The sequence below is a fragment of the Rhodococcus sp. 05-2254-6 genome (assembly GCF_002258565.1).
In the GTDB taxonomy this organism is placed as follows: Bacteria; Actinomycetota; Actinomycetes; order Mycobacteriales; family Mycobacteriaceae; genus Rhodococcoides.
In genome coordinates, this window is the sequence record NZ_NOZF01000112.1 from 1 (window position 1) to 19,092 (window position 19,092).

The following is a 19,092-nucleotide window of genomic DNA, read 5'->3' on the forward strand; positions in this document are numbered from 1 at the left end:
CGTGGGAGTCGGCCGAGGCCGATGCGAAGTACCGCGAGTTCCGCGCCGGTCCCGGCCAGATCACCGAACTGCCGCCGATGCTTGCTGCCGCTCCGACACTGACGAAGTTCACGGTCGACTCGTCGATCTGATCGGCTGGAGGGGCCGCGCAGCACTACCCGGTGATGTCCGACAGCGGTAGTGGTCGTCCGGTGAGAAAGCCCTGCACCATGTCTGCTCCGAGTTCGGCGGCCACTCGGAGTTCCGCTTCGGTTTCGACGCCTTCCATGATGACCGTCGACCCGATCTCGTGTGCAAATCCGATCACCGATGCAGCGGCGGCCCTTCGGATCGGGTCGGTGTCGATTCCGTGCACCAGTGCGTAGTCGATCTTCAGGGTGTCGGGGCGCAGTTCGACCACCTGGCGAAGTCCGGCGAAGCCGGCACCTACGTCGTCGACGGAGATGGATATGCCTGCTCCGCGCATGGATTCGATGGTTCGGGCGACCGCGCGGTAGTCGTGGACCCGCTCGTGTTCGGTGATTTCGATGTGGAACTGTCGGTTCTTCTGGAACGGCTTCAGCACGGCGGCCAGGTCGGTGGAGCGAATGGTGTCGGCAGACGCGTTGAGTGAAACGAAGATCCCGCGGGGAAGTGACGCGGACGCGGCCAGCGCGCGGTCGATGGCGGCGGCTTCGAGAAGCGGTCCGATTCCCGCATTGGTGGCGTCGCGGAACCACATCGTCGGCGAGCCGTAGCCGAAAGGAAAACGAGACAGTGCCTCGTAACCGACGACCCTTGTGGTGACCGTGTCGCAGATAGGTTGGAACACCACGTCAGGCCCGCCTCGCGAGATCAAGGTCTCGATGCGCGTGCGGATGTCCGCTCGCGTTCCGGTGCTGGTGCCGCGGGCGCTGCCGTCGTCCTCGGAGAGTCGAGACTTGTTGCGATACATCTCGATATCGGCCGATGCGATCAGTTTGCGCACGACGGTAGGGGTGACGGGTTCGCCGCCGAGTAGTTCCGAGGCAGAACCGACACTGGCGGTGAAAGGCGGTCCGGAGAAGCTTTCGTCGAGACCGATCCGGATCCTGTGGTCGGCCGATTCGATCTCGCCGGGCGAACCGATGTGCACGATGACGAACTCGTCTCCGCTCAGGCGCGAGACCACCGATGTCTGCGGTACCGCGGCGGTGAGCCGTGAGGCGATCTCGATCAGTACTGCATCGCCGGTGGGGTGACCGAATCGGTCGTTGATGTCCTTGAACCGATCGATGTCGAGAACGGTGACCCCGATGGTTCGATCCGAGGGGCTGTCGGTGGAGGCGGTACCGACGTCATCGATTGCCTCGAGCAATCCGCGCCGGTTGTACAGGCCCGTCAGCGAATCGATGACGGCTCCCGATGCCCGAGAACGTAGATGCCGGATGTACGCCCGCATCATCAAGGGGGTGAGGTACAACGTGACGACGGTGACTGCGGTCGCGGCCACCAGCCACGGGTTCTTTCCCTGACCGACCGCAAGTATGCCGAGTGCAAGTACCGTCGCCACCGAGACCGCCAGGTGAATCCACATCACTCGGAACGAGCTTGCAATGACGGTGAAGACAGCCACGATCGTGAACATCATGCATCCGGCCAGTGGCACATAACGGTCGGTGCTGCTGAACAGGATGCCCACGATGCCGACGTCTGCGTAGAACACGAAGGCATTGGCCAGACGCGGTGACGGCCATGGTCCGAGGAACCACGCGATCGCCACCGGTATCGTCGTCAACGCCCCGAGGAGGACGAATACCGCCAGGCCGTCGTAGTGGATGCCGGTGGGAACCATCAGGATCCCGGACAGGCCGAACAACAGTGTCAGGGTTCCGACGAAATACCGCACCCAACGCTCGCGCGCTGTGTTCGCGAAGTACGTGTAGTCGTCGTCGACTCTCGCGCGCGTGGCGTGGAGCCCAGGCCTGTATCGCGTACGGCCCTCGGCCGTCACCGCAATCCCCGGTCTGGAAATGGGCATACCTCTCATGGGCAGATCCCCGGCCGGCTGAACGCTACCAGCGCCACGTGGAGCTGTGCCGGAATCGGGCATACACGCTGTCTGCAGTGCGTCAGACCATGTCTCGCTTGGTGAGCCACCGTAGTGTCGGCCACCCGAGAAACACCGGCAACCAGCAGGTCAGGACGCGATAGAGCAAGACCGACGGCACGGCGATGGAGGCGGGCACTCCGAAGGCGGCCAGACCGCCGATGAGTGCGGCCTCCACGGCACCCACACCGCCCGGCGTCGGCGCGGCCGAGGCCAGAGTTCCGCCGATCATCGTCACCACCGTCACGGTGACGAACGTGGTGCCGCCGCCGAAGGCCTCGATGCTCGCCCACAGTGCAAGCGCGGCACCCAACGTCGTGGCCGCGCAGCCGAGGATGATGATCGAGAACCGTTTGGGGTCGCGGGCGAGTTCGCCCAGTTCGCCGAGGACTTCCTTGATCTGCGGACGAACGGCTACCCGCAGCCAGCGTCGCAGCTTGGGTACGAACATGAACGTCCCGACGACGCCGAAAGCGGCACCTGCGATGAGATACAGCACGGTGTTGCCCGGCACCATGTTCGACAGACCGGACGAGGTGCCTGCGACGACGCTGAAGAAGATCAGCAGGCTCACGTGCGTGATCACCTGGACCGATTGTTGCAGCGCCACAGCCGCCGTCGCGCGAACCGTTCCCAACCCACCCTTCTGCAGGAATCGCACGCTCAGGGCCAGTCCGCCGACGCCGGCGGGTGTCGTCGTCGCCGCGAAGGTGTTGGCGACCTGCATCACCGTCAGATTCCAGAAGCTGACCTTGCCCAGCGCGCACGCCCACAACGCGGCTCCGGCACCGACGTACGTCAGCGCGGACACCGCCAGACCGAGCAGAGCCCACCACCAGTTCGCCGAACCGAGTTCGGTGACGAACGCGGGCACCGCACTGATGAACGGGTATGCGACGTAGACCAATCCGATCAACAGCACGAGCGAGATGATCTGGTTGCGGCTGAATCGGGTGACCTGCTCGGCCTCGATCTTGGCCGCACCGGTCTGCTCGAGAACCTCGAGCCGGACTGCCTTCATCGTCTTGTCGGCGTCGCGCACCGATTGGCGAATGCGCGGCGGGATGGCGGACTTGGTCAAGCGACCCGAGGCCGCAACCACGGTCTCGAAGCCGAGTACGTCGATGGCGGTCGCGACGGCGCGCTGGGAGCCGAACAGGTCTGCGGTGGTGAGCAACAACTGCGCGACGTCGGATTGCATCTGGGAATCCGAGGCACCCAGTTCGGCATGACCGAAACCGCAGAAGAGGGCCTTGCCGTCGTGAATCCGGAGTTCGTTTCGGTGCAGGTCGCCGTGGGAGATCTGGTTCTCGTGCAGAGTGTGCAGGGCCGACCACAGAGCGCCGAGGGTGGCGTCGTCGTGCTCCGCCTCGATCGGATCACCGATGGGAAGGCTGTGCGCGTACAGGGTCCATCCTCTGTCGAGCGCGGCCACCGCCAGTGGGTGACTTCCCGCCGCACCCAACCCCTTGATGGCAAGGCCCATCAGGGCGCGATGCTCGACGGCCCGGCGCATCGACGCGTGCAGTGGCGCAGTTTCGCTGCCACGCAGTGTGATCCACCGCCAGGACTGGCGAAGGGCACCACCGCTGCGCTGATTCTGCCCGTACAACTCGACCACCACATCGGCGTCGGGAGTGTGTGCGTTCAACACCAACGGGCCGGGGCCGGCCGGGCGGACGACGGTGAAGCTGCGAACGGTGACACCGCGGCTGTGGAACAGGCGAACCGCCGCGTCGAGCGGAACCTCCAGCGCGGGCGTGCCGACGAGCAACACGATGACGGCTCCGACGAGCCAGCCGACCGCCAGTCCGAGCATCGAGCGAGCCGGGACCACGGTGGAGACGACCAGGTGAATCGGCACGAACGCGAGCAACAGCGTCCACCATGCCCGACGCCATCGTGCGGGCAGGCCCGGGCCGGACACCGTCAGGGCCGCGGCCAACATGGCGATCCAGCGCGAATCGTCGAGGAATTGCGAGAGGAACGTGTCGAGTCGCTCGGGAACGTCGAGGTCCCAGGTGGGAGTGGAGATTCCGGTTCCGGTGATCGACAACGCCAGCGCGGCCAGCAGTGCCGCGGCCGCGTACCCGGCGAGCAGTTTCCATTTGCGGCCCGCGATCAGTCCGATCAGGACGCCGAACGGGAGCGCGAGAATTGCGACGCCGTAGACGATGTAGACGGCATTGGATTGGTCGGGGCTGAGCACGCCGACTATGTTCGACACCGATTGCTCGAGCGCGTCCCACTGATTTCTGGTGATCAGCGAACCGGCGATCACCACACCCAGTAGCGCCGCGGCCGATACGACCCGAATGATGTCGCTGGTTCTGCGCACCAGCGGCTGAAGCAGGTTCCCCGCTACGGGAACGTCCCGCCCATCCACACGCATGGGGTCAACCTACCGTGCGGTACGCCTGCGGAGTTCGTTGCGGACGGTGGGCCATTCGGATTCGATGATCGAGAACACGACGGTGTCGCGCAACGAACCGTCGGACATGCGTTGATGATTGCGCAGAATCCCGTCCTGCTTCGCACCCAGCTTCGCGATCGCCGTCCGCGACTGCAGGTTCATCCAATGGGTACGAAATTCGACGGCGATGCATCCCAGTTCCTCGAATGCATGCGTCAGCAGCAGCAGTTTGCTCGCGGGATTGGTGCCGGTTCCGTGCGCGGAGCGGGCATTCCACGTGTATCCGATTTCGACGCGACGGTTGGTGGCGTCGGCGTTGCAGAACGTTGTCGCTCCGATGATCTGCCCGGTGTCGTTGCGGCGCAGCGTGAACGGAAGCATCGTGCCTGCGTCGAGCAATCCGAGTCGACGGTCGATCTCGGCCGCCATGTCCTCGGGCTTCGGAACACTGGTGTACCAGAGATTCCACAGCTCCCCGTCTCGGGCGGCATCGCACAGACCTTCGAGGTGATCGTGGCTCAGCGGCTCCAGGGTCACGAGATCGTCAGTGAGGGTCACCGGTTGCAGAAAGGACATTCGCCGACGATACGTCGGATCTGCCCGTCCGGGAAAGCATGACGATCAGCGCTGCGGTGACGGCCACGAGTACTAGGGCAATCACCTCGGTGAAGGCGGGGTCACAGCAGGCGACCATCACGGTCTCGCTACCGTTACTGATGGATCTGATCGCCGACGAAATTCGCTGGCTCGCGGCGCGTGATGCGCCCTACGGTGGGGATCATGCATATCGCCATGATCGGCACGACGGCTCGCAGCCACATCTATCCATCGCTGGCCGTGATTGCCGAGCTGGTCCGGCGAGGACACCGCGTCACCTATGCCGTCGGTGATTCTCTGCGACACGTGGTCGAACCCGCGGGCGTCGAGGTGGTGCCGTTCACCTCGATACTTCCCGACGGGGAGGCGTCGTGGCCGGATGACCCGGCCGCGGCCATGCAGGTCTTCCTCGACGAGGCGATCGCGTCGTATCCGGTGCTCACCGCGTTCTACGACGACGATCAGCCGGATCTGTTTCTGTACGACATCGGCGGCATGACAGCACCGGTTCTCGGAGTGCGATACGGAGTGACGGCCGTGCAACTCTCACCGACGTACGTGGCGTGGGATGGGTACGCCGAGGATCTTTCCGATGTACTGACGCCGATGCGTGAATCCGCTGGTGGTCTGCGGTACCACGCTTCGTACACGGCGTGGTTGCGAGACAACGACATCGACGCCGATCCCTGGGAATGGATCACCTACCCGCAGCACTGTCTGTCGCTGATCCCGAAAGTGATGCAGCCCAACGCGGATCGGGTACCGGAATCGGTGCGGTTCGTCGGGCCGTGCCTCGATCCGGTACGCCTGCAGGACCGCAGCTGGACGGCACCCGACGCGCCGATCCTGTACATCTCCTTCGGTACGGGCTACAACGATCGACCAGAGTTCTACCGACTGTGCATCGAGACCTTCGCGAACACCGACTGGCATCTGGTGATCTCGATCGGCCGACGCGTCGACCCGGCCGTGCTCGGTGAGCTACCAGCGAATGTCCAGTTACACGAACATGTTCCGCAGCTCGCGGTGCTCGATGTTGCGACCGTTTTCGTCACTCATGCCGGGATGGGTGGTTGTACCGAGGCGCTGTGGTTCGGCGTCCCGACCGTGGCCATCCCCCAGGCCGTCGATCAATTCGGCAATGCGGCGATGCTCGCCGAACTCGGCGTCGGCGTGCACCTGGAATTCGAGAAGGTCACGGCTTCGATCCTGGTCGACGCGGTCGCTGCAGCTCGTGAATTGACACCGCGCGCAGCGGCAATGAGTGCCCAGGTGCGAGCGCACGGTGGCGTCGACCAGGCGGCCGATGCGATCGAGCAGTTCCAGAACTAGCTCGACGTCACGGCTGTCGAGCTGTGGCCAGGAGCTCCAGCTGCGTGAACGTCTCGGCGTAGGTCTCGCGAACCCGATCCCAGGATGCCGTCATGTCCACGCTGTGCGGATCGGGAATCGGCAGCGCGTAACCGTATTGGGAGCGTGGCACAGGATTGCCGGGCAGGACGAGCACCTGTGTGAACGCCGCAGAATCGGGATTGAACGTCAGGGTGTGAGACGCGACGTTCCGGTCCCAATCCTCCGACGGCCACGACAGGAAGATCACATGCTGCGGGCCCTCGGCGACGTCGGTGTACGAGACGTAGCTGCCGTAGTGATCCTCGCCCGGTGACACGATCTTGTACGCGCCGTTGTCGGTGTAGATCAGTAGGGCCTCGGAGAACGGCTTCCGATCGAACAACGCTGTGTACCTGAGCGCATGCACGAACACGGGTTGTCCCAGCGGGATCGAGACGGACTCTGTGTGTGCGGTCATGAGAATCGACTCCATCTACAGCAAATCCGGTGCAGCCAGCCGCGCTGAGCGCGGTCCAGTGCACCCGATTCAGTCCTCCAGAACGCTGACGCTCACGCCGTAGGGCAGGAAGCGGACGCGTCGGCGCGGGTCGGTGTTGTCCTTGTGCGCACGCAGGGCATCGAGTTCGGTGGCGTAGAGCTGGTCGATCTGGGGTGATCCGGCGTCGTCGACGCTGTAGATCGCCCAGACTCCTTCCCCCTTCTGACCTGTGGTTTCGGGCTCCGGCGGAGCTTTGGGTGCCCCGGTGTTGGAGGCGAACAGCGATCCGACCACCTCGCGTAGTCCCTCGGTTGCCTCACGGGCGAACTTGTCGAAGTCGTCGGATCCGAATCCGAACGGTCCTTGGTTGGCCATGGCTGTACCTCCTAGGTGAAACTCCAGTATGCGCGTTCTCGCCGAACAGCCGCCGTGTTCACCGTCGAGGTGCTGCGAGGCGGGCTACTGCTGTAGCCGAGCCCCGATGGTGTTGTGCAGCGCCCGCAGCGAGTTCTGGCCCAGCGAGACCGTCTGCGATTCGATGTAGCGCAACAGGTGTGAATCGTCGAGCACCTTCTCGCTCGACTGGATCAGCACAGTGCCGGCCCCGGTGAAGTCGAACTGACGCTCCTCGCCGCTGTTCGCCCCGAGGAATCCGCGGGCTGCACCGAGGAAGTTCTGCATCCAGTCGGCGTCGAAGTGATGCGACGGCGAGGGGCAATCCGCCCATCCGACAAGGGCTTCCGGGTCGATACGCAGTGGCGGCTCGGCGAACATGACGGGGCCGTTGGACGAGGCCAGGAACTTGCCGGTACCCAACAGGGTCAGGAATCCCGGGACGATGGACTGCTTGAGATCCAGAGTCGGCTCGAACGCAAGGAGGTTCGCCGCCCGGATGGTGAGGTTGCCGTCGTCGAGGTCGTAGCTGTTGATATTGAAACCGCGATCGCCGAGGATCAGCTTGCCCTGACCCTGCGCGAGTACCCAGTCGTTCGAGTACAACGGAGACGAGAACCGCGCCGCGACGATGGCGGGCATGGACGTCTGCCCGAGCGGCTCGAAGCGAACGTTGCCGTAGTACGCGATCATCGCGCCCTTCGACGTGAACCACGGCTGGCCTGCGAGTTCGACGCAGAACGCATAGTCGTTGCCGGGAACGTTGTCGTTGACCGGGAGGGTGTACGGGGTGTGTATTTCCACGACAGTGCTCCCTAGAACTTCTGCTCGGACGCCTGCACCCATACGGTGCCCATGCCGGTCATCTTCAATTGGATCGCCTCGCCGCTGCCCTTGCCGACGGCGTCGCGCCACCCGACGTTCGCAGAGATGTCGACGTTGATGTTGCCGATGTGGCAGACGTACGCCTGCGGATCGACCACCACCTGGGGGTGATCCGGTCCGATCTGCAGCGGAGTTGCGCCCCCGTGCGAGAGAACCGCGACGCTGCCCTGGCCGGTCAGCTGTGTCGTGAACAAGCCCTGTCCGGTCATCGCGCCGCGCACTGCTCCGCGTACTCCGCCCTGCGAGGTCAGAGCCACGATGGAACTCTGGAGGTAGCCGTCGTGCACCAGGAGTCGATCGGCTTCGACGGTGAGCATCGACGAACCGTCGAGATGGATCACCTCGATGTACAACCCGGCGTGACCGTAGAAGACCTCGCCCTGCCCCTCTGCGGCCATCATCGCCACGTGCTCGCCTGCCATCATCCGGCCGGCCATGCCGGCAACGCCGCCCATGCCCGGCATGGCACCCGCGCCGCCGCCCATCGAGTGCGGAACGAACCGAACGTCGCCGGTGTAGTAGAGCATCGATCCTCGACGCGCGAGCACGTTCTGATTCGGTGCCAGAACGGATTTCACTACTTTGCTGTTGACCAGTTCGAGTGGCACGTCAGCGCTCCTCGGGTTGGATGTAGACGACGCCCTGGCCGTCGAAGCGGAGAGAGAACGCCTCGCCGCTGCCGCCGCCGATGGCTGAGCGCCACGTGACGTCGGTGACGAAGCTCTGGTTCAGTTGGCCGCGATGGGCGACGAACGCGTCGGGATCGACGACGAGTGGATACTGCGGATCGACGGCGAGGGCGATGATCGGCCCACCTTTGGACAGCAATGCCACGGTGCCGGACCCGCTGACGACGGTGGTGAACAGTCCCTGGCCGGAACTGGCACCGCGCAAGCCGGAGAATTTGATGTCGGTCTTCAGTTGCCCTGTGAGAGCCAGCAACTGGGACGACTCTACGTGCAGGTTGTCGCCCTGAACCTCGACGAGGGTGATGTCCTGAGCGTCGACGGCGAAGTAGACGGTGCCCTTGCCGGACACGTCCATCAGCGACAGCGATTCGCCGGTCACCTTCTGTTTGAGTGCGGCGCGAAAACCGCCGCCGCCTCCCATACCGGCGCTCTTGAAGGCGACATCGCCCTCGTACGCCACCATCGAGCCCGACATCGCGCGCAGGGAGTCGCCGGTCAGGTCGGCGACCAAGACGCGGTGCCCGTTCATCCTCAGCTGAGCCACGGGGGAACTATGCCACCGCACGCGCCCCCGCGGCTACTGCTGGAGCAAATTTCTAGACGAGCGGCTTCAGGGCTTTACCTGCCAGTTCGACGGCTCCCGGCTGGTGACCGTTGGTGATCAGGTTGATGATGATGCCGTCGATGCCCTGATCGAGGACCCGCTTCTGTACCTGCTCGGCGACGTCGTCGGGGGTTCCGCAGAAGTGCCGATCGGTGGCCTTCGCGGCGTCCTCCTCGGACAGGTTCGTCAGGTCGAGGCCCTGCTTCAGCACGAACTCGCGCTGCAGTTCCTTGGCCTTGTCGCCGTTCTCGTCGACGATGACGAACGCGAGGAAGCTCGTCTCGAGGTCTTTCGGGTCGCGGTCGACTTCCTCGCAGCGGGCCTGGACGGCCGCCATCTTGCGCGGCAATTCGTTTGCGTCGCAGATGATGTTGAGGTGATCGGCGAACTGTGCGGCCAAGCCGAACGTCTTCTTCTCGCCACCGCCGCCGAGCATGATCGGCAGGTCGTCGCGGATGCGGGGCTCGTTCATCGCGTTCTCGACCTGGTACCAGAGACCGTCGAACGTGGGACGCTGGCCGCGGAGCATCGGTTCGATGATCTGCAGTGCCTCGTCGAGTCGCTCGAAACGGTCGGTGAACGTGCCGAACTCGAGTCCGAAGCTCTGGTGCTCGAGTTCGTACCAGCCGGCTCCGATCCCGAGGATCGCGCGACCGCCGCTGACGACGTCCAACGTGGTGACGGTCTTGGCGAGGATCGCCGGGTTGCGGTAGGTGTTGCCGGTGACCAGCGCGGAGAGCTGGATGGTGTCGGTGGCCGTCGCGAGCGCGGACAGCGCAGAGTAGGCCTCGAGCATGGGCTCGTCGGGCTTGCCGATTCCGGGAAGTTGGTAGAAGTGATCCATCACGAATGCGGTGTCGAACCCGGCCGCTTCGGCCTCGCGCGCCTGCGCGATGACCTGGGGAAAGAGCTCTGCGACCGAACCGTCGTAGCTGAAGTTGGGCATCTGGTAACCGAGGCGAATAGTCACGAGATCCACGCTACTCGGATATCGGCCCGTGGCATGTGCCGGAGCGCGATAATTCGACGATGACATCCTTGGAGCTGACCAGGCAGCCGTTCTCCGGATTCGGCGTAAACGACCTGCAGGCGGCGCGCACGTTCTATGCCGAGACGCTCGGACTGACGGTCACCGAGAACGAGATGGGCATGCTCGAGCTGCACCTGGGGACCGGGACGATCGTGCTGGTCTATCCGCGTCCCGGGCACGTACCCGCGCAGTACACCATCCTGAACTTTCCGGTGGCCGATATCGAGAGCGCTGTCGACGCCTTGATCGCCAAAGGAGTTGTGTTCGCGCAGTATCCGGACATACAGGGTCGTTCCGCAGGCTCCACTCCTGCCATGGGTACCGACGAGAAGGGAATCTTTCGCCATGGCGGACCGCTGATCGCCTGGTTCACCGACCCGGCCGGCAATGTGTTGTCGGTGCTGCAGGACTGACCCTCAGGCTGTCGGCATTCCCGCGGCGAGTGTGATTGTGCCGGAGCTGGTTACGCCTGCGTCATCGACCCATTCGACGACGGCGGGCTCGCCGGGGCGACGTCCGAGCAGCGCCTCCGACAGGTCCGACGAGGATCCGATCTCCGTGCCGTCGAACGTCACGATGATGTCCCCCGCGGACAGTCCCAGGACCTCAGCCGGGGAATCGAAGGTCACCGATACCACGGCCGCACCGATCGCCGGCTTGTTCTCGAAAACCGACACATCGCGCACCGAAACTCCGAAATACGGTGTGGGACCGACATGTACGGTGCCACCGGACTGGCCCGCGAGGACCTGGTCGAGGACCGAGACCGCCTCGGCGATGGGGACGGCGTACGCCTCGGGTGCCTGCGGCGGCGTGAACTCGGTGCCGTTGCGCGCCTCGTCCGACAACCCCGCGGTGTTCACGCCCACCACACGACCCCAGGCGTCGAAGAGGGGCCCGCCCGAATCCCCTGCTCGCACATCGGCATCGACGCGAATCATTCGCTCCAACGTATTCCCCGAACCGTCCACCGAACTGCGCGTACGCACCTGCTGATCGAGGGCGGTCACCGCTCCCGGCGCCGGGACCAATACCCCTGCACCGGAGGCATTTCCGACGGCGGTCACCGCATCACCCACCTCGGGAAGTGGGTCCGGGGCAAGCTCGACCACCGGCAGGTCGGCCGCGGTGATCAACTGCACGACCGCTACGTCACGAGATTTGTCGTAACCCAACACGGTGGCGTCGTAGATGAGTCCGTTGCCCATGTGCACTGCGCTGATGTCGGTGGCGTTCTCGACGACGTGGAAGTTGGTGAGCACGATTCCGTCGGGGGCGACGACGAAGCCCGTGCCCGCGACCCCGGAAAATCCTGCGGATGCCGAGAGTGTGACAACGGTGGGATCGACGCGAGCTGTGAGCTCTTCGAGCGTCAGGGGTGGCGGTTCGGCGACGGGTGCGACGGCCGGTGCCGGAGTTGCGACGAAGTCCGCGGTTCCGGGATCGAGCGACGGCGTCGCGAAGAGCCACACGCCGGCAGCGACCAGCGTCAACACCACCGCTCGTCCACCCGACCGCATAGAGACCGATTATGGTCCGGTGGCGATGGTGGTGCCAGCTAGTTGGCAATCACGGCCTGCGGTGCCTGCTTGTGCGCCCGTCTACAGTCTGCTCATGCCCGCGTCGCGTCGACCCCGAGTTCTGATCGGCATCTCCGGTTGGACGTACGCGCCCTGGCGAGGAGATTTCTATCCGGCGGGCTTGGCGCATCGCAAGGAACTCGGGTACGCGTCGGAACATCTGACATCGATCGAGATCAACGGCACGTTCTATGCGATGCAGAAGCCATCGAGCTTCACCAAGTGGCACGACGAGACGCCGGACGACTTCGTGTTCTCCATCAAGGGTGGTCGGTACGTCACCCACATCAAGCGGCTCGTCGGAGTCGAGGCGGCACTCGCGAACTTCTTCGCCACCGGGGTGCTGACGCTGGGCGACAAGCTCGGACCGTTCCTGTGGCAGTTGCCGCCGAATCTCGAATTCGACGCGCAGAAGATGTCGGATTTCTTTGCCATGTTGCCCCGAACGGTCTCTGCTGCGGTCTCGTTGGCGGGCATGAGGGACGACAAATTGGCCGAGGATCGAGTGTTGTTGCCTGCTTCGTCGTCGCGGCCGCTTCGGCACTGCGTGGAAGCGCGGCATCAGAGTTTCGCCTCTGAAGCGGCAGTGGAGTTGTTGCGAGAGAACGATATTGCGTTCGTCGTCGCCGACACCGCCGGCAAGTACCCGTACGTCGACACCCCCACAGCCGATTTCATGTACGCCCGCCTGCACGGCGACGAGGAGCTGTACGCCAGCGGCTACACGGATGCGGCGCTCGATCGATGGGCTGCGAAGATCTCGGACTGGACGGCCACGGGCAGAGACGTCCATGTGTACTTCGACAACGACATCAAGGGCTACGCACCCTTCGACGCAATGAAACTGATCGAACGAATCGGTAGATGAGTATTCGACTCTCTAGCCCATTTCATAGATATGCGGATACTTCAATGTTCTCCTCCTGGCGCAGGTAGGGCCTCTGCAACCCGAGACAGACCCTTTGCGGCGGCCAGAATCGTCGCGACCTTTGCGCTCAGGGCATCGCCCTCGAATGTCTCCGCTCGGCCGCCAACGCTGATCGACGCAATTACCGCGGCATCTCGTCCGAGTATCGGTGCGCCGACGGCCGCGACGCCGGTGAGGTAGTCCGAATTGCTCAGTGCGTACCCCTTCGATCGGATCTGTTCGAGGCGCGCCAGCAACTCGTCCGGCGCCGTCGGTGTTCGATCCGTGAAGGCAGGTAGATCCTGGGTGAGCCAGCGGTCGCGAATCCGAGCTGAGAACGCCAGCATGGCCATCGGGCCTGCGGTGGCGTGATACGGGAGAACCGAACCGATGGAAATACCCGCGACCACAAGGGGATTGCTCCCTTCATGGCGATCGATGCACACGGCTCCCTCGTCTGCGGGAACCATGAGATACGCAGTGTCGCCGAACTTTTCCGCAATCTCCGACAGGTACGGTTGTGCCGCACCGCGGATGTCGAGTTGGGTCAGTGCCGACGACCCGATCTCGAACACGGGCATGCCGATTCGATACGAGCCCTCGGCCGTCCGGTCCACCCAGCCGGCGTGGATCAGTGTGGTCATCAGTCTGTGCACTGTCGTCTTGTTCATTCGACTTGCCGTCGTCAGCTCGTTGAGCGTCCACACGGGGTGCGTCGTATCGAAATGATCGAGCAGCGTGCAGGCCTTGACCACCGCGCCCACGATGTCGCGGCCGGCGTGGTCGTCGGACTCGGTGGGCGATGCCACGTGTGCTCCTTCGATCGGACTGGGAAGTGCTGCCGCCATCCTACGAACCCCCCTTGACTTGTGATCGCCACCACTCTAGTTTCGGAATGCGTTCCGCAATACGAAATGGATGGTGCTCATGACCGCGACACTCAAAGATCTGACCGAACAGGGCCTCGTGTACGCCCCGGGCGTGTGGGACGGCCTGACGGCGAAGCTGGCCGAACAGGCCGGGTTCTCGGCCCTGTGTGCATCCGGCTTCGCCGTGTCGGCGGCCCTCGGGCTGCCCGACGCGGAGCTCTACACGATGACCGAGAACCTCCAGGCGGTGCGCACGATCGGCGAAGCGTCCTCCCTCCCGCTCGTCGCGGACATCGACACCGGCTACGGCAACGCCGTCAACGCGGCGCGGACCGCGGGCCGATTCGCTGCCGCGGGCGTGCAGGGCGTCTTCATGGAAGACCAGCTCTCACCCAAGAAGTGCCCGATCTGCGTTGGCGAGCCGGTGGACCTCATCAGCATCGAGGAAGCGTCGGGCAAAGTACGGGCCGTCCGGGATTCGCTGCCGGAGCACGTCCTGATGATCGCCCGCACCGATGCTCGTGGCGACGACGCAATCCGACGCGCTACCGCATACGTCGACGCCGGTGCCGACATGATCATGCCCGTCACGAAGACCTTCGAGACCGCCGACGAGTGGGCTCGCTGTCACGACGCTGTAGGCGTTCCGCTGATGGCGACGTTGACCGCGTCGACCTGGACCGAGCGTGAGTTCACCCCCGAGGTTCTCGGGCAGATCGGCGTTCGACTCGCTCTCCTGCCCACCCAGGTGCTGATGGCCGCCACCGGAGCAGCTCGTGAAGCTCTGCGCCGACTCGCAGGCGGCGAAGCCCCGGCCGACGTGAGCGCCGACGCGTTGCAGCACCACGAGTTCGTCGATCTCATCGGCTTCCCGGAAGTGGAAGCAGCACAACGCAAGTACCTGCCCGTCGACGCGAAGGCGTGATCGGTATGAGTTCCGACGCACTGACGATGGTCGAGAAGATCCTCGGCCGAACCTGTGATGCCGATGTGGTGCACGCCGGGGAGAACCACGCTGTCCGGCCCGCTCGCATGATCGCCTACGACTTCCCCGGCTACACCGACGTGATGTTCCGGCAGATGCGCGACGACTTCGGCATCACCGAACTCGTGGACCCATCCAGGTACGTCGTCTTCATCGACCACATGCTCACCAAGAAGAATGCCAAAGAACAAGAGGTGCACCAGGTCACGCGAGATTGGTGCGAGTTCTACGGCATCGAGCTACACGAGGGGCGTGGCATCGGCCATCAGCTCACTGCCGAACTCGGACTCGCGACGCCCGGAGACTTCCTCGTCCACTTCGACGGGCACATCAGCGGAATCGGTGCCTTCGGCGCTCTCGGATGGGGCATCAGGCGCGATCTGATCGAGGCCTGGGTGACCGGCCAGCTGTACGTCGACATTCCGGCGACCACCCGGTTCGACCTCGTGGGTGAGTTCGGCCCCGGCGTCGACAGTCGCGATCTCGTTCACACGATCATCGATCTGGTCGGTGCCGACGGGTGTGCCCACCAGGTGATGGAGTTCGGTGGTCCCGGCGCGCGGTCGATGAAGATCGACCACCGACAGGGTCTCTGCGGAATGGCAATGTTCACCGGCGCGGTCTCGGCGATCTTCGAACCCGACGAACTGTCTCTCGCCTACGCCCATGACGTCGCCCGGCAGGCGTTCACCCCCGTGCTCCCCGACGAGGGTGCCGCCTACGCCGCCCGCCACACCATCGACCTGTCGACCATCGTTCCGCAGGTGGTGCAACCCGGTTCGGCTCGCGCAGCCAACACGCACACCGCTGCCGATCTGGCCGGAATCCCGATCACGAAGGCGTTCATCGGATCCTGCGCCAGCGGCCGCATCGAGGACCTGCGCGCTGCTGCACTGGTGCTCGACGGGCGGACCGTCGCCCCCGGCGTCGAGTTGAACGTGGTACCGACCTCCCAGAAGGTGCACGATCAAGCCGAAAGCGAAGGGCTGCTGGACATCCTGCGGTCAGCTGGTGCACACATCGCGGTATCGAGCTGCGACTTCTGCTTCGGATACCAGAAGCCCCTCGCGGCCGGCGAGAACTGTATCTCCACCGGGGTGCTCAACATCTCCGGGCGAATGGGTAGCTCCGACGCCAACATCTACATGGGCTCGCCCTTCACCGTCGCGGCCAGCGCCCTCGCCGGCACGATCGCGCAGGTGGGGTCATGAGCGCCTACCCGCCCCCGCCCGACGCCATCGACGGTGCGGTCGCATGGATATTCGGTGACGACTTCGATATCGACCTGGTCGTGGGCGTTGCGAACATCAAGTCCTACGACCCCGACCACCTCAGGTCGGTCTGCATGGCGGCGTACGACCCGGCATTCGTCGATCGAGTTCGACCCGGAGACATCATCGTCGGAGGGCGGAACTTCGGCTACGGACATCCGCACTATCCGCCGATGGTCGCGCTGCGCAACCTGGGCATCAGCGCCGTTGTGGCGGAATCGTTCTCACCTGGATTCTGGCGTGGAGAGACCTTCAACGGTATGCCCCTGATCACCGTTCCCGGGATATCCGACGCGGTGGCCGTCGGCGACGATGTCAGACTCGACTGGCGTCGGGCCGAGGTGTCGAAGCAGGACGGCACCACGATCACCGGCCATCCACCGAATGCCCGAACCGTCGCCGTCATCGAAGCGGGCGGTTCGTACGAACTTCTTCTCTCCGAACACCGAAGCAAGCAACCACTCACAGAAGGATCAGCGCGATGACGAACACCGAACACTCCCGCGCAGGAGTTGCACCGCCCAAGGCGGACACCACGACCGCGCGTCGAGCTGCGCTGGCCGGAGGTGTCGGTACGCTCATCGAGTACTACGACTTCGCGGTCTACGGCTTCCTCGCCGTCATCATCGCACCGCTGTTCTTCCCATCCACCAGCCCAGGCGTGTCGATTCTCGCGACCCTGGCCGTGTTCGGCGTCGCCTATGTCGCCCGTCCGCTCGGCGGAATCTTCTTCGGTCGGCTCGGAGACCGCAAGGGTCGTCGGCACGCCCTCGTCATCACCGTGGTGTGCATGGGTGTTGCCTGCGGCATTCTCGGACTGCTGCCGACGCACTCGAGTGTCGGGGTGCTGGCCCCCGTTCTGCTGGTCATCATCAGGCTCGCCCAGGGATTCTCGGCAGGTGGTGAGATCGGCGGTGCCGCAACCTACATCGCCGAGTCGGCACCGCCGAACCGTCGAGGATTCTTCGGGTCCTTCACGCCGGTGGGATCGACTCTCGGCTTCGCCGTCGCCGCAGCCGTCGTCGGGCTCGTGGCTCTGATCACGACCGACGAACAAATGTCGTCGTGGGGATGGCGCATCCCGTTCCTGCTGGCGCTGCCCCTGGCCTTCGTATGCCTCCGTGTGCGGCTCAAGCTGGAGGACAGCCCTGAGTTCGAGGAAATGGCAGCCAAGAACGAGGTCGCCAAGAGCCCGTTGAGCGACGTGGTGAAGAAGCAACCGTGGTCTGTGCTCCGCGTCGTCGGCATTGCGATCGCCATGAACGGATCCGGGTACATCGGACTGACCTACTTCAGCGTGTATCTGATCAACGACCTCGGCTTCTCGAAAGATTCGGTGTACTGGACGTCTGCTGTGGCAATTGCATTGGCCTGCGCCACATTCCCGCTGAGTGGGATGCTCACCGACAGGTTCGGCCGCAAACCGGTGCTGCTGTTCGGCTATGTGGCCTACGTGATCATTGCGCTGCCGGTGTTCATGATTCTCGGTGCCACGTCGAGCATTCTCGTCGTCGGCGTCGTCTACTTCGTCTACATGGTGCTCAACGGTGTGGTGCAGGTCCCGGCTTTCCCGCTGTTCACCGAACTCTTCCCTCGGGCGGTTCGCTACACCGGAGTGTCGTTGGGCTTCAACATCGGAACGATCGCGGCAGGCGGAACTGCCCCCTACGTTGCAGCACAATTGGTCGAATCGACCGGCAATGCCATGTCACCGGCGTACTGGGTCATGGGCGTGTGCGTCATCGGTGTAGCGACGGTACTGACCATCAAGGAGACGGGACACAGCAAGCTTCCTGTGTAGCCCGAGCCGCTCTGCTGTCAGCAGAGATCCGAACCGGGCGTTCGGCAGAACGGACGGACTGCTCACCGGCACACTGGATTCATGAAGCTATTGGTCCTCGGTGGCAGCGACTTCGTGGGGCGAACTGCCGTCGAACATGCTCTCGATCTGCAGTGGGACGTCACGGTACTCAATCGCGGCACAACCGCGTCGGATCCTCGTGTCACACAACTTCGGGGAGACAGGCGCTCGCCCGACGGACTGAATGAGATCCGAGAAGGTAACTGGGACATAGTCTTCGACACCTGGTCGTGGGAGCCGGACGTGGTGGCGCAGTCGGCGGCGCTGCTCGCCGGTCGAGTCGGTGGTTACGTGTATGTCTCCAGCCGTTCGGTGTACGACGCCCCGCAAGCGGGAGCTACCGAGGCCTGGCCGACGGTGCAGGGGTCTGGCGAGGACTATGCGCGATGCAAGCTCGGCGGCGAGCAGGCCGTAGTCGCCGGCTTCGGAACTGATGCGTTGCTGGTTCGTGCCGGTCTGATCCTGGGACCCTACGAAAACATCGGTCGACTTCCCTGGTGGCTGAACAGAATCGAGCCCGCCGGGGATGTGCTTGCGCCCGGTCCGGTCGATCTGGCACTGCAGTACATCGATGCCCGTGATCTGGTCGCTTGGAGTCTGGACGCTGCCGCCCGGGGTCTCGGCGGGGCATTCGACGTGGTGAGTCGGCCGGGTCACGCCACGATCGGCGAGCTTCTGCAGTGCTGCATCGCCGCCACCCGGTCCGACGCACGCTTGTGCTGGGTGGAGCCGGACGTGCTTCGCACTGCAGGTGTGCAGCCGTGGACGGAGCTCCCGATCTGGATTCCGCCGGGCGCGGATCATGATTCGCTGCATGCATCCGACGTATCGAAGGCATTCGCCGCGGGGCTTCGGACGCGACCGATTCAGGAGACCGTCGCGGACACGTGGACGTGGCTGCAATCGCTGAAAGGTCGATCGCCGATGAGGAGTGAGCGACCACCGGTCGGGCTCTCGGCAGACCGTGAAGCGGCAATTCTGGCGGCCCGCGGGCTCACGTGAGTTGGGCTGGGTACGCGTAGGGAACAGATGCGCGCGGAATTGTCAGACGCGTTCGGAATCGTCAACGGATCGGTGTCGAATTCGCGCGCGTATGGCGAACGCGCGCG

The 19,092-nt window shown here is 64.2% G+C and carries 19 protein-coding genes; 8 read left to right on the forward strand and 11 right to left on the reverse strand.

All coding sequences use genetic code 11. The features are described from left to right. Window positions 1–154: 154 nt before the first annotated feature. From CH256_RS14280 to CH256_RS14290, 3 genes are all read right to left on the reverse strand, one after another. The gene (locus CH256_RS14280) at window positions 155–1,999 is read right to left on the reverse strand and encodes a bifunctional diguanylate cyclase/phosphodiesterase (RefSeq protein WP_231893754.1); all 1,845 of its coding nucleotides are present in this window, start codon (window positions 1,997–1,999) and stop codon (window positions 155–157) included. Between the two features lie 91 nt (window positions 2,000–2,090). Beyond that, window positions 2,091–4,460, reverse strand: a complete 2,370-nt coding sequence (locus CH256_RS14285) for a lysylphosphatidylglycerol synthase transmembrane domain-containing protein (protein WP_068048496.1) — start codon at window positions 4,458–4,460, stop codon at window positions 2,091–2,093. A gap of 9 nt (window positions 4,461–4,469) precedes the next feature. Continuing rightward, window positions 4,470–5,057: a GNAT family N-acetyltransferase gene (locus CH256_RS14290; protein ID WP_068048498.1), complete on the reverse strand. Its 588-nt coding sequence runs from the start codon at window positions 5,055–5,057 to the stop codon at window positions 4,470–4,472. A 204-nt stretch (window positions 5,058–5,261) separates the two neighbouring features. Here CH256_RS14290 and CH256_RS14295 point away from each other — a divergent pair, with 204 nt between their 5' ends. Next, window positions 5,262–6,410: a macrolide family glycosyltransferase gene (locus CH256_RS14295; protein ID WP_094669921.1), complete on the forward strand. Its 1,149-nt coding sequence runs from the start codon at window positions 5,262–5,264 to the stop codon at window positions 6,408–6,410. Between the two features lie 7 nt (window positions 6,411–6,417). On the opposite strand, the gene CH256_RS14300 is transcribed toward CH256_RS14295, so the two are convergent. The 6 genes from CH256_RS14300 to CH256_RS14325 all read right to left on the reverse strand — a co-directional run bounded on the left by CH256_RS14300 (window position 6,418) and on the right by CH256_RS14325 (window position 10,450). Further along, window positions 6,418–6,888: a hypothetical protein gene (locus CH256_RS14300; protein WP_094669922.1), complete on the reverse strand. Its 471-nt coding sequence runs from the start codon at window positions 6,886–6,888 to the stop codon at window positions 6,418–6,420. A 69-nt stretch (window positions 6,889–6,957) separates the two neighbouring features. After that, the gene (locus tag CH256_RS14305) at window positions 6,958–7,284 is read right to left on the reverse strand and encodes a hypothetical protein (RefSeq protein ID WP_094669905.1); all 327 of its coding nucleotides are present in this window, start codon (window positions 7,282–7,284) and stop codon (window positions 6,958–6,960) included. A gap of 84 nt (window positions 7,285–7,368) precedes the next feature. Further along, window positions 7,369–8,148 (reverse strand): AIM24 family protein, encoded by a 780-nt coding sequence (locus tag CH256_RS14310; RefSeq protein ID WP_094640510.1) that lies wholly within the window; start codon window positions 8,146–8,148, stop codon window positions 7,369–7,371. Further along, a complete protein-coding gene (locus CH256_RS14315; RefSeq protein ID WP_094669906.1) occupies window positions 8,118–8,795 on the reverse strand; it encodes an AIM24 family protein in 678 nt (225 codons plus the stop codon). The genes CH256_RS14310 and CH256_RS14315 overlap by 31 nt, the downstream gene beginning before the upstream one ends. 1 nt (window position 8,796) lies before the next feature. Beyond that, entirely contained in the window at window positions 8,797–9,405 is a 609-nt protein-coding gene (locus CH256_RS14320; protein ID WP_068048507.1) for an AIM24 family protein, read from the reverse strand. A 67-nt stretch (window positions 9,406–9,472) separates the two neighbouring features. Then, window positions 9,473–10,450: an LLM class F420-dependent oxidoreductase gene (locus tag CH256_RS14325; RefSeq protein WP_179272111.1), complete on the reverse strand. Its 978-nt coding sequence runs from the start codon at window positions 10,448–10,450 to the stop codon at window positions 9,473–9,475. 59 nt (window positions 10,451–10,509) lie between these two features. On the opposite strand from CH256_RS14325, the gene CH256_RS14330 reads away from it, so the two are divergent. After that, complete coding sequence (locus tag CH256_RS14330) at window positions 10,510–10,923, forward strand: VOC family protein (RefSeq protein ID WP_094669907.1); 414 nt, start codon at window positions 10,510–10,512, stop codon at window positions 10,921–10,923. A gap of 3 nt (window positions 10,924–10,926) precedes the next feature. Here the strand turns inward: CH256_RS14330 and CH256_RS14335 are convergent, their stop codons facing one another. After that, window positions 10,927–12,030 (reverse strand): S1C family serine protease, encoded by a 1,104-nt coding sequence (locus tag CH256_RS14335; RefSeq protein WP_094669908.1) that lies wholly within the window; start codon window positions 12,028–12,030, stop codon window positions 10,927–10,929. Between the two features lie 94 nt (window positions 12,031–12,124). On the opposite strand from CH256_RS14335, the gene CH256_RS14340 reads away from it, so the two are divergent. Further along, on the forward strand, window positions 12,125–12,958 hold the full coding sequence (locus tag CH256_RS14340; protein WP_068048522.1) for a DUF72 domain-containing protein: 834 nt from the start codon (window positions 12,125–12,127) through the stop codon (window positions 12,956–12,958). Window positions 12,959–12,999: 41 nt separating this feature from the next. Here CH256_RS14340 and CH256_RS14345 read toward each other — a convergent pair whose 3' ends face one another. Continuing rightward, on the reverse strand, window positions 13,000–13,806 hold the full coding sequence (locus tag CH256_RS14345) for an IclR family transcriptional regulator (RefSeq protein ID WP_094640589.1): 807 nt from the start codon (window positions 13,804–13,806) through the stop codon (window positions 13,000–13,002). A 109-nt stretch (window positions 13,807–13,915) separates the two neighbouring features. Here CH256_RS14345 and CH256_RS14350 point away from each other — a divergent pair, with 109 nt between their 5' ends. From CH256_RS14350 to CH256_RS14370, 5 genes are all read left to right on the forward strand, one after another. Beyond that, window positions 13,916–14,791 carry an isocitrate lyase/PEP mutase family protein gene (locus CH256_RS14350; RefSeq protein WP_094669909.1) on the forward strand — a complete coding sequence of 292 codons (876 nt, stop codon included), beginning with the start codon at window positions 13,916–13,918 and terminating at the stop codon, window positions 14,789–14,791. 5 nt (window positions 14,792–14,796) lie between these two features. Next, window positions 14,797–16,062 (forward strand): 3-isopropylmalate dehydratase large subunit, encoded by a 1,266-nt coding sequence (locus CH256_RS14355; protein ID WP_373454824.1) that lies wholly within the window; start codon window positions 14,797–14,799, stop codon window positions 16,060–16,062. Further along, complete coding sequence (locus CH256_RS14360) at window positions 16,059–16,607, forward strand: 3-isopropylmalate dehydratase (RefSeq protein WP_094669910.1); 549 nt, start codon at window positions 16,059–16,061, stop codon at window positions 16,605–16,607. The genes CH256_RS14355 and CH256_RS14360 overlap by 4 nt, the downstream gene beginning before the upstream one ends. Next, complete coding sequence (locus tag CH256_RS14365; RefSeq protein WP_068048531.1) at window positions 16,604–17,923, forward strand: MFS transporter; 1,320 nt, start codon at window positions 16,604–16,606, stop codon at window positions 17,921–17,923. The genes CH256_RS14360 and CH256_RS14365 overlap by 4 nt, the downstream gene beginning before the upstream one ends. Before the next feature lie 81 nt (window positions 17,924–18,004). After that, the gene (locus CH256_RS14370; RefSeq protein WP_094669911.1) at window positions 18,005–18,985 is read left to right on the forward strand and encodes an NAD-dependent epimerase/dehydratase family protein; all 981 of its coding nucleotides are present in this window, start codon (window positions 18,005–18,007) and stop codon (window positions 18,983–18,985) included. Window positions 18,986–19,092 lie beyond the last annotated feature (107 nt).

What these genes read in the sequence shown, in the direction of transcription:
- CH256_RS14355 (WP_373454824.1), top strand. Translation starts at nt 14,797, where the DNA reads ATGAGTTCCGACGCACTGACGATGGTCGAGAAGATCCTCGGCCGAACC.
- CH256_RS14285 (WP_068048496.1), bottom strand. Translation starts at nt 4,460, where the DNA reads ATGCGTGTGGATGGGCGGGACGTTCCCGTAGCGGGGAACCTGCTTCAG.
- CH256_RS14320 (WP_068048507.1), bottom strand. Translation starts at nt 9,405, where the DNA reads ATGAACGGGCACCGCGTCTTGGTCGCCGACCTGACCGGCGACTCCCTG.
- CH256_RS14360 (WP_094669910.1), top strand. Translation starts at nt 16,059, where the DNA reads ATGAGCGCCTACCCGCCCCCGCCCGACGCCATCGACGGTGCGGTCGCA.
- CH256_RS14310 (WP_094640510.1), bottom strand. Translation starts at nt 8,148, where the DNA reads ATGGGTGCAGGCGTCCGAGCAGAAGTTCTAGGGAGCACTGTCGTGGAA.
- CH256_RS14335 (WP_094669908.1), bottom strand. Translation starts at nt 12,030, where the DNA reads ATGCGGTCGGGTGGACGAGCGGTGGTGTTGACGCTGGTCGCTGCCGGC.
- CH256_RS14365 (WP_068048531.1), top strand. Translation starts at nt 16,604, where the DNA reads ATGACGAACACCGAACACTCCCGCGCAGGAGTTGCACCGCCCAAGGCG.
- CH256_RS14330 (WP_094669907.1), top strand. Translation starts at nt 10,510, where the DNA reads ATGACATCCTTGGAGCTGACCAGGCAGCCGTTCTCCGGATTCGGCGTA.
- CH256_RS14340 (WP_068048522.1), top strand. Translation starts at nt 12,125, where the DNA reads ATGCCCGCGTCGCGTCGACCCCGAGTTCTGATCGGCATCTCCGGTTGG.
- CH256_RS14295 (WP_094669921.1), top strand. Translation starts at nt 5,262, where the DNA reads ATGCATATCGCCATGATCGGCACGACGGCTCGCAGCCACATCTATCCA.
- CH256_RS14300 (WP_094669922.1), bottom strand. Translation starts at nt 6,888, where the DNA reads ATGACCGCACACACAGAGTCCGTCTCGATCCCGCTGGGACAACCCGTG.
- CH256_RS14280 (WP_231893754.1), bottom strand. Translation starts at nt 1,999, where the DNA reads ATGCCCATTTCCAGACCGGGGATTGCGGTGACGGCCGAGGGCCGTACG.
- CH256_RS14370 (WP_094669911.1), top strand. Translation starts at nt 18,005, where the DNA reads ATGAAGCTATTGGTCCTCGGTGGCAGCGACTTCGTGGGGCGAACTGCC.
- CH256_RS14305 (WP_094669905.1), bottom strand. Translation starts at nt 7,284, where the DNA reads ATGGCCAACCAAGGACCGTTCGGATTCGGATCCGACGACTTCGACAAG.
- CH256_RS14290 (WP_068048498.1), bottom strand. Translation starts at nt 5,057, where the DNA reads ATGTCCTTTCTGCAACCGGTGACCCTCACTGACGATCTCGTGACCCTG.
- CH256_RS14350 (WP_094669909.1), top strand. Translation starts at nt 13,916, where the DNA reads ATGGTGCTCATGACCGCGACACTCAAAGATCTGACCGAACAGGGCCTC.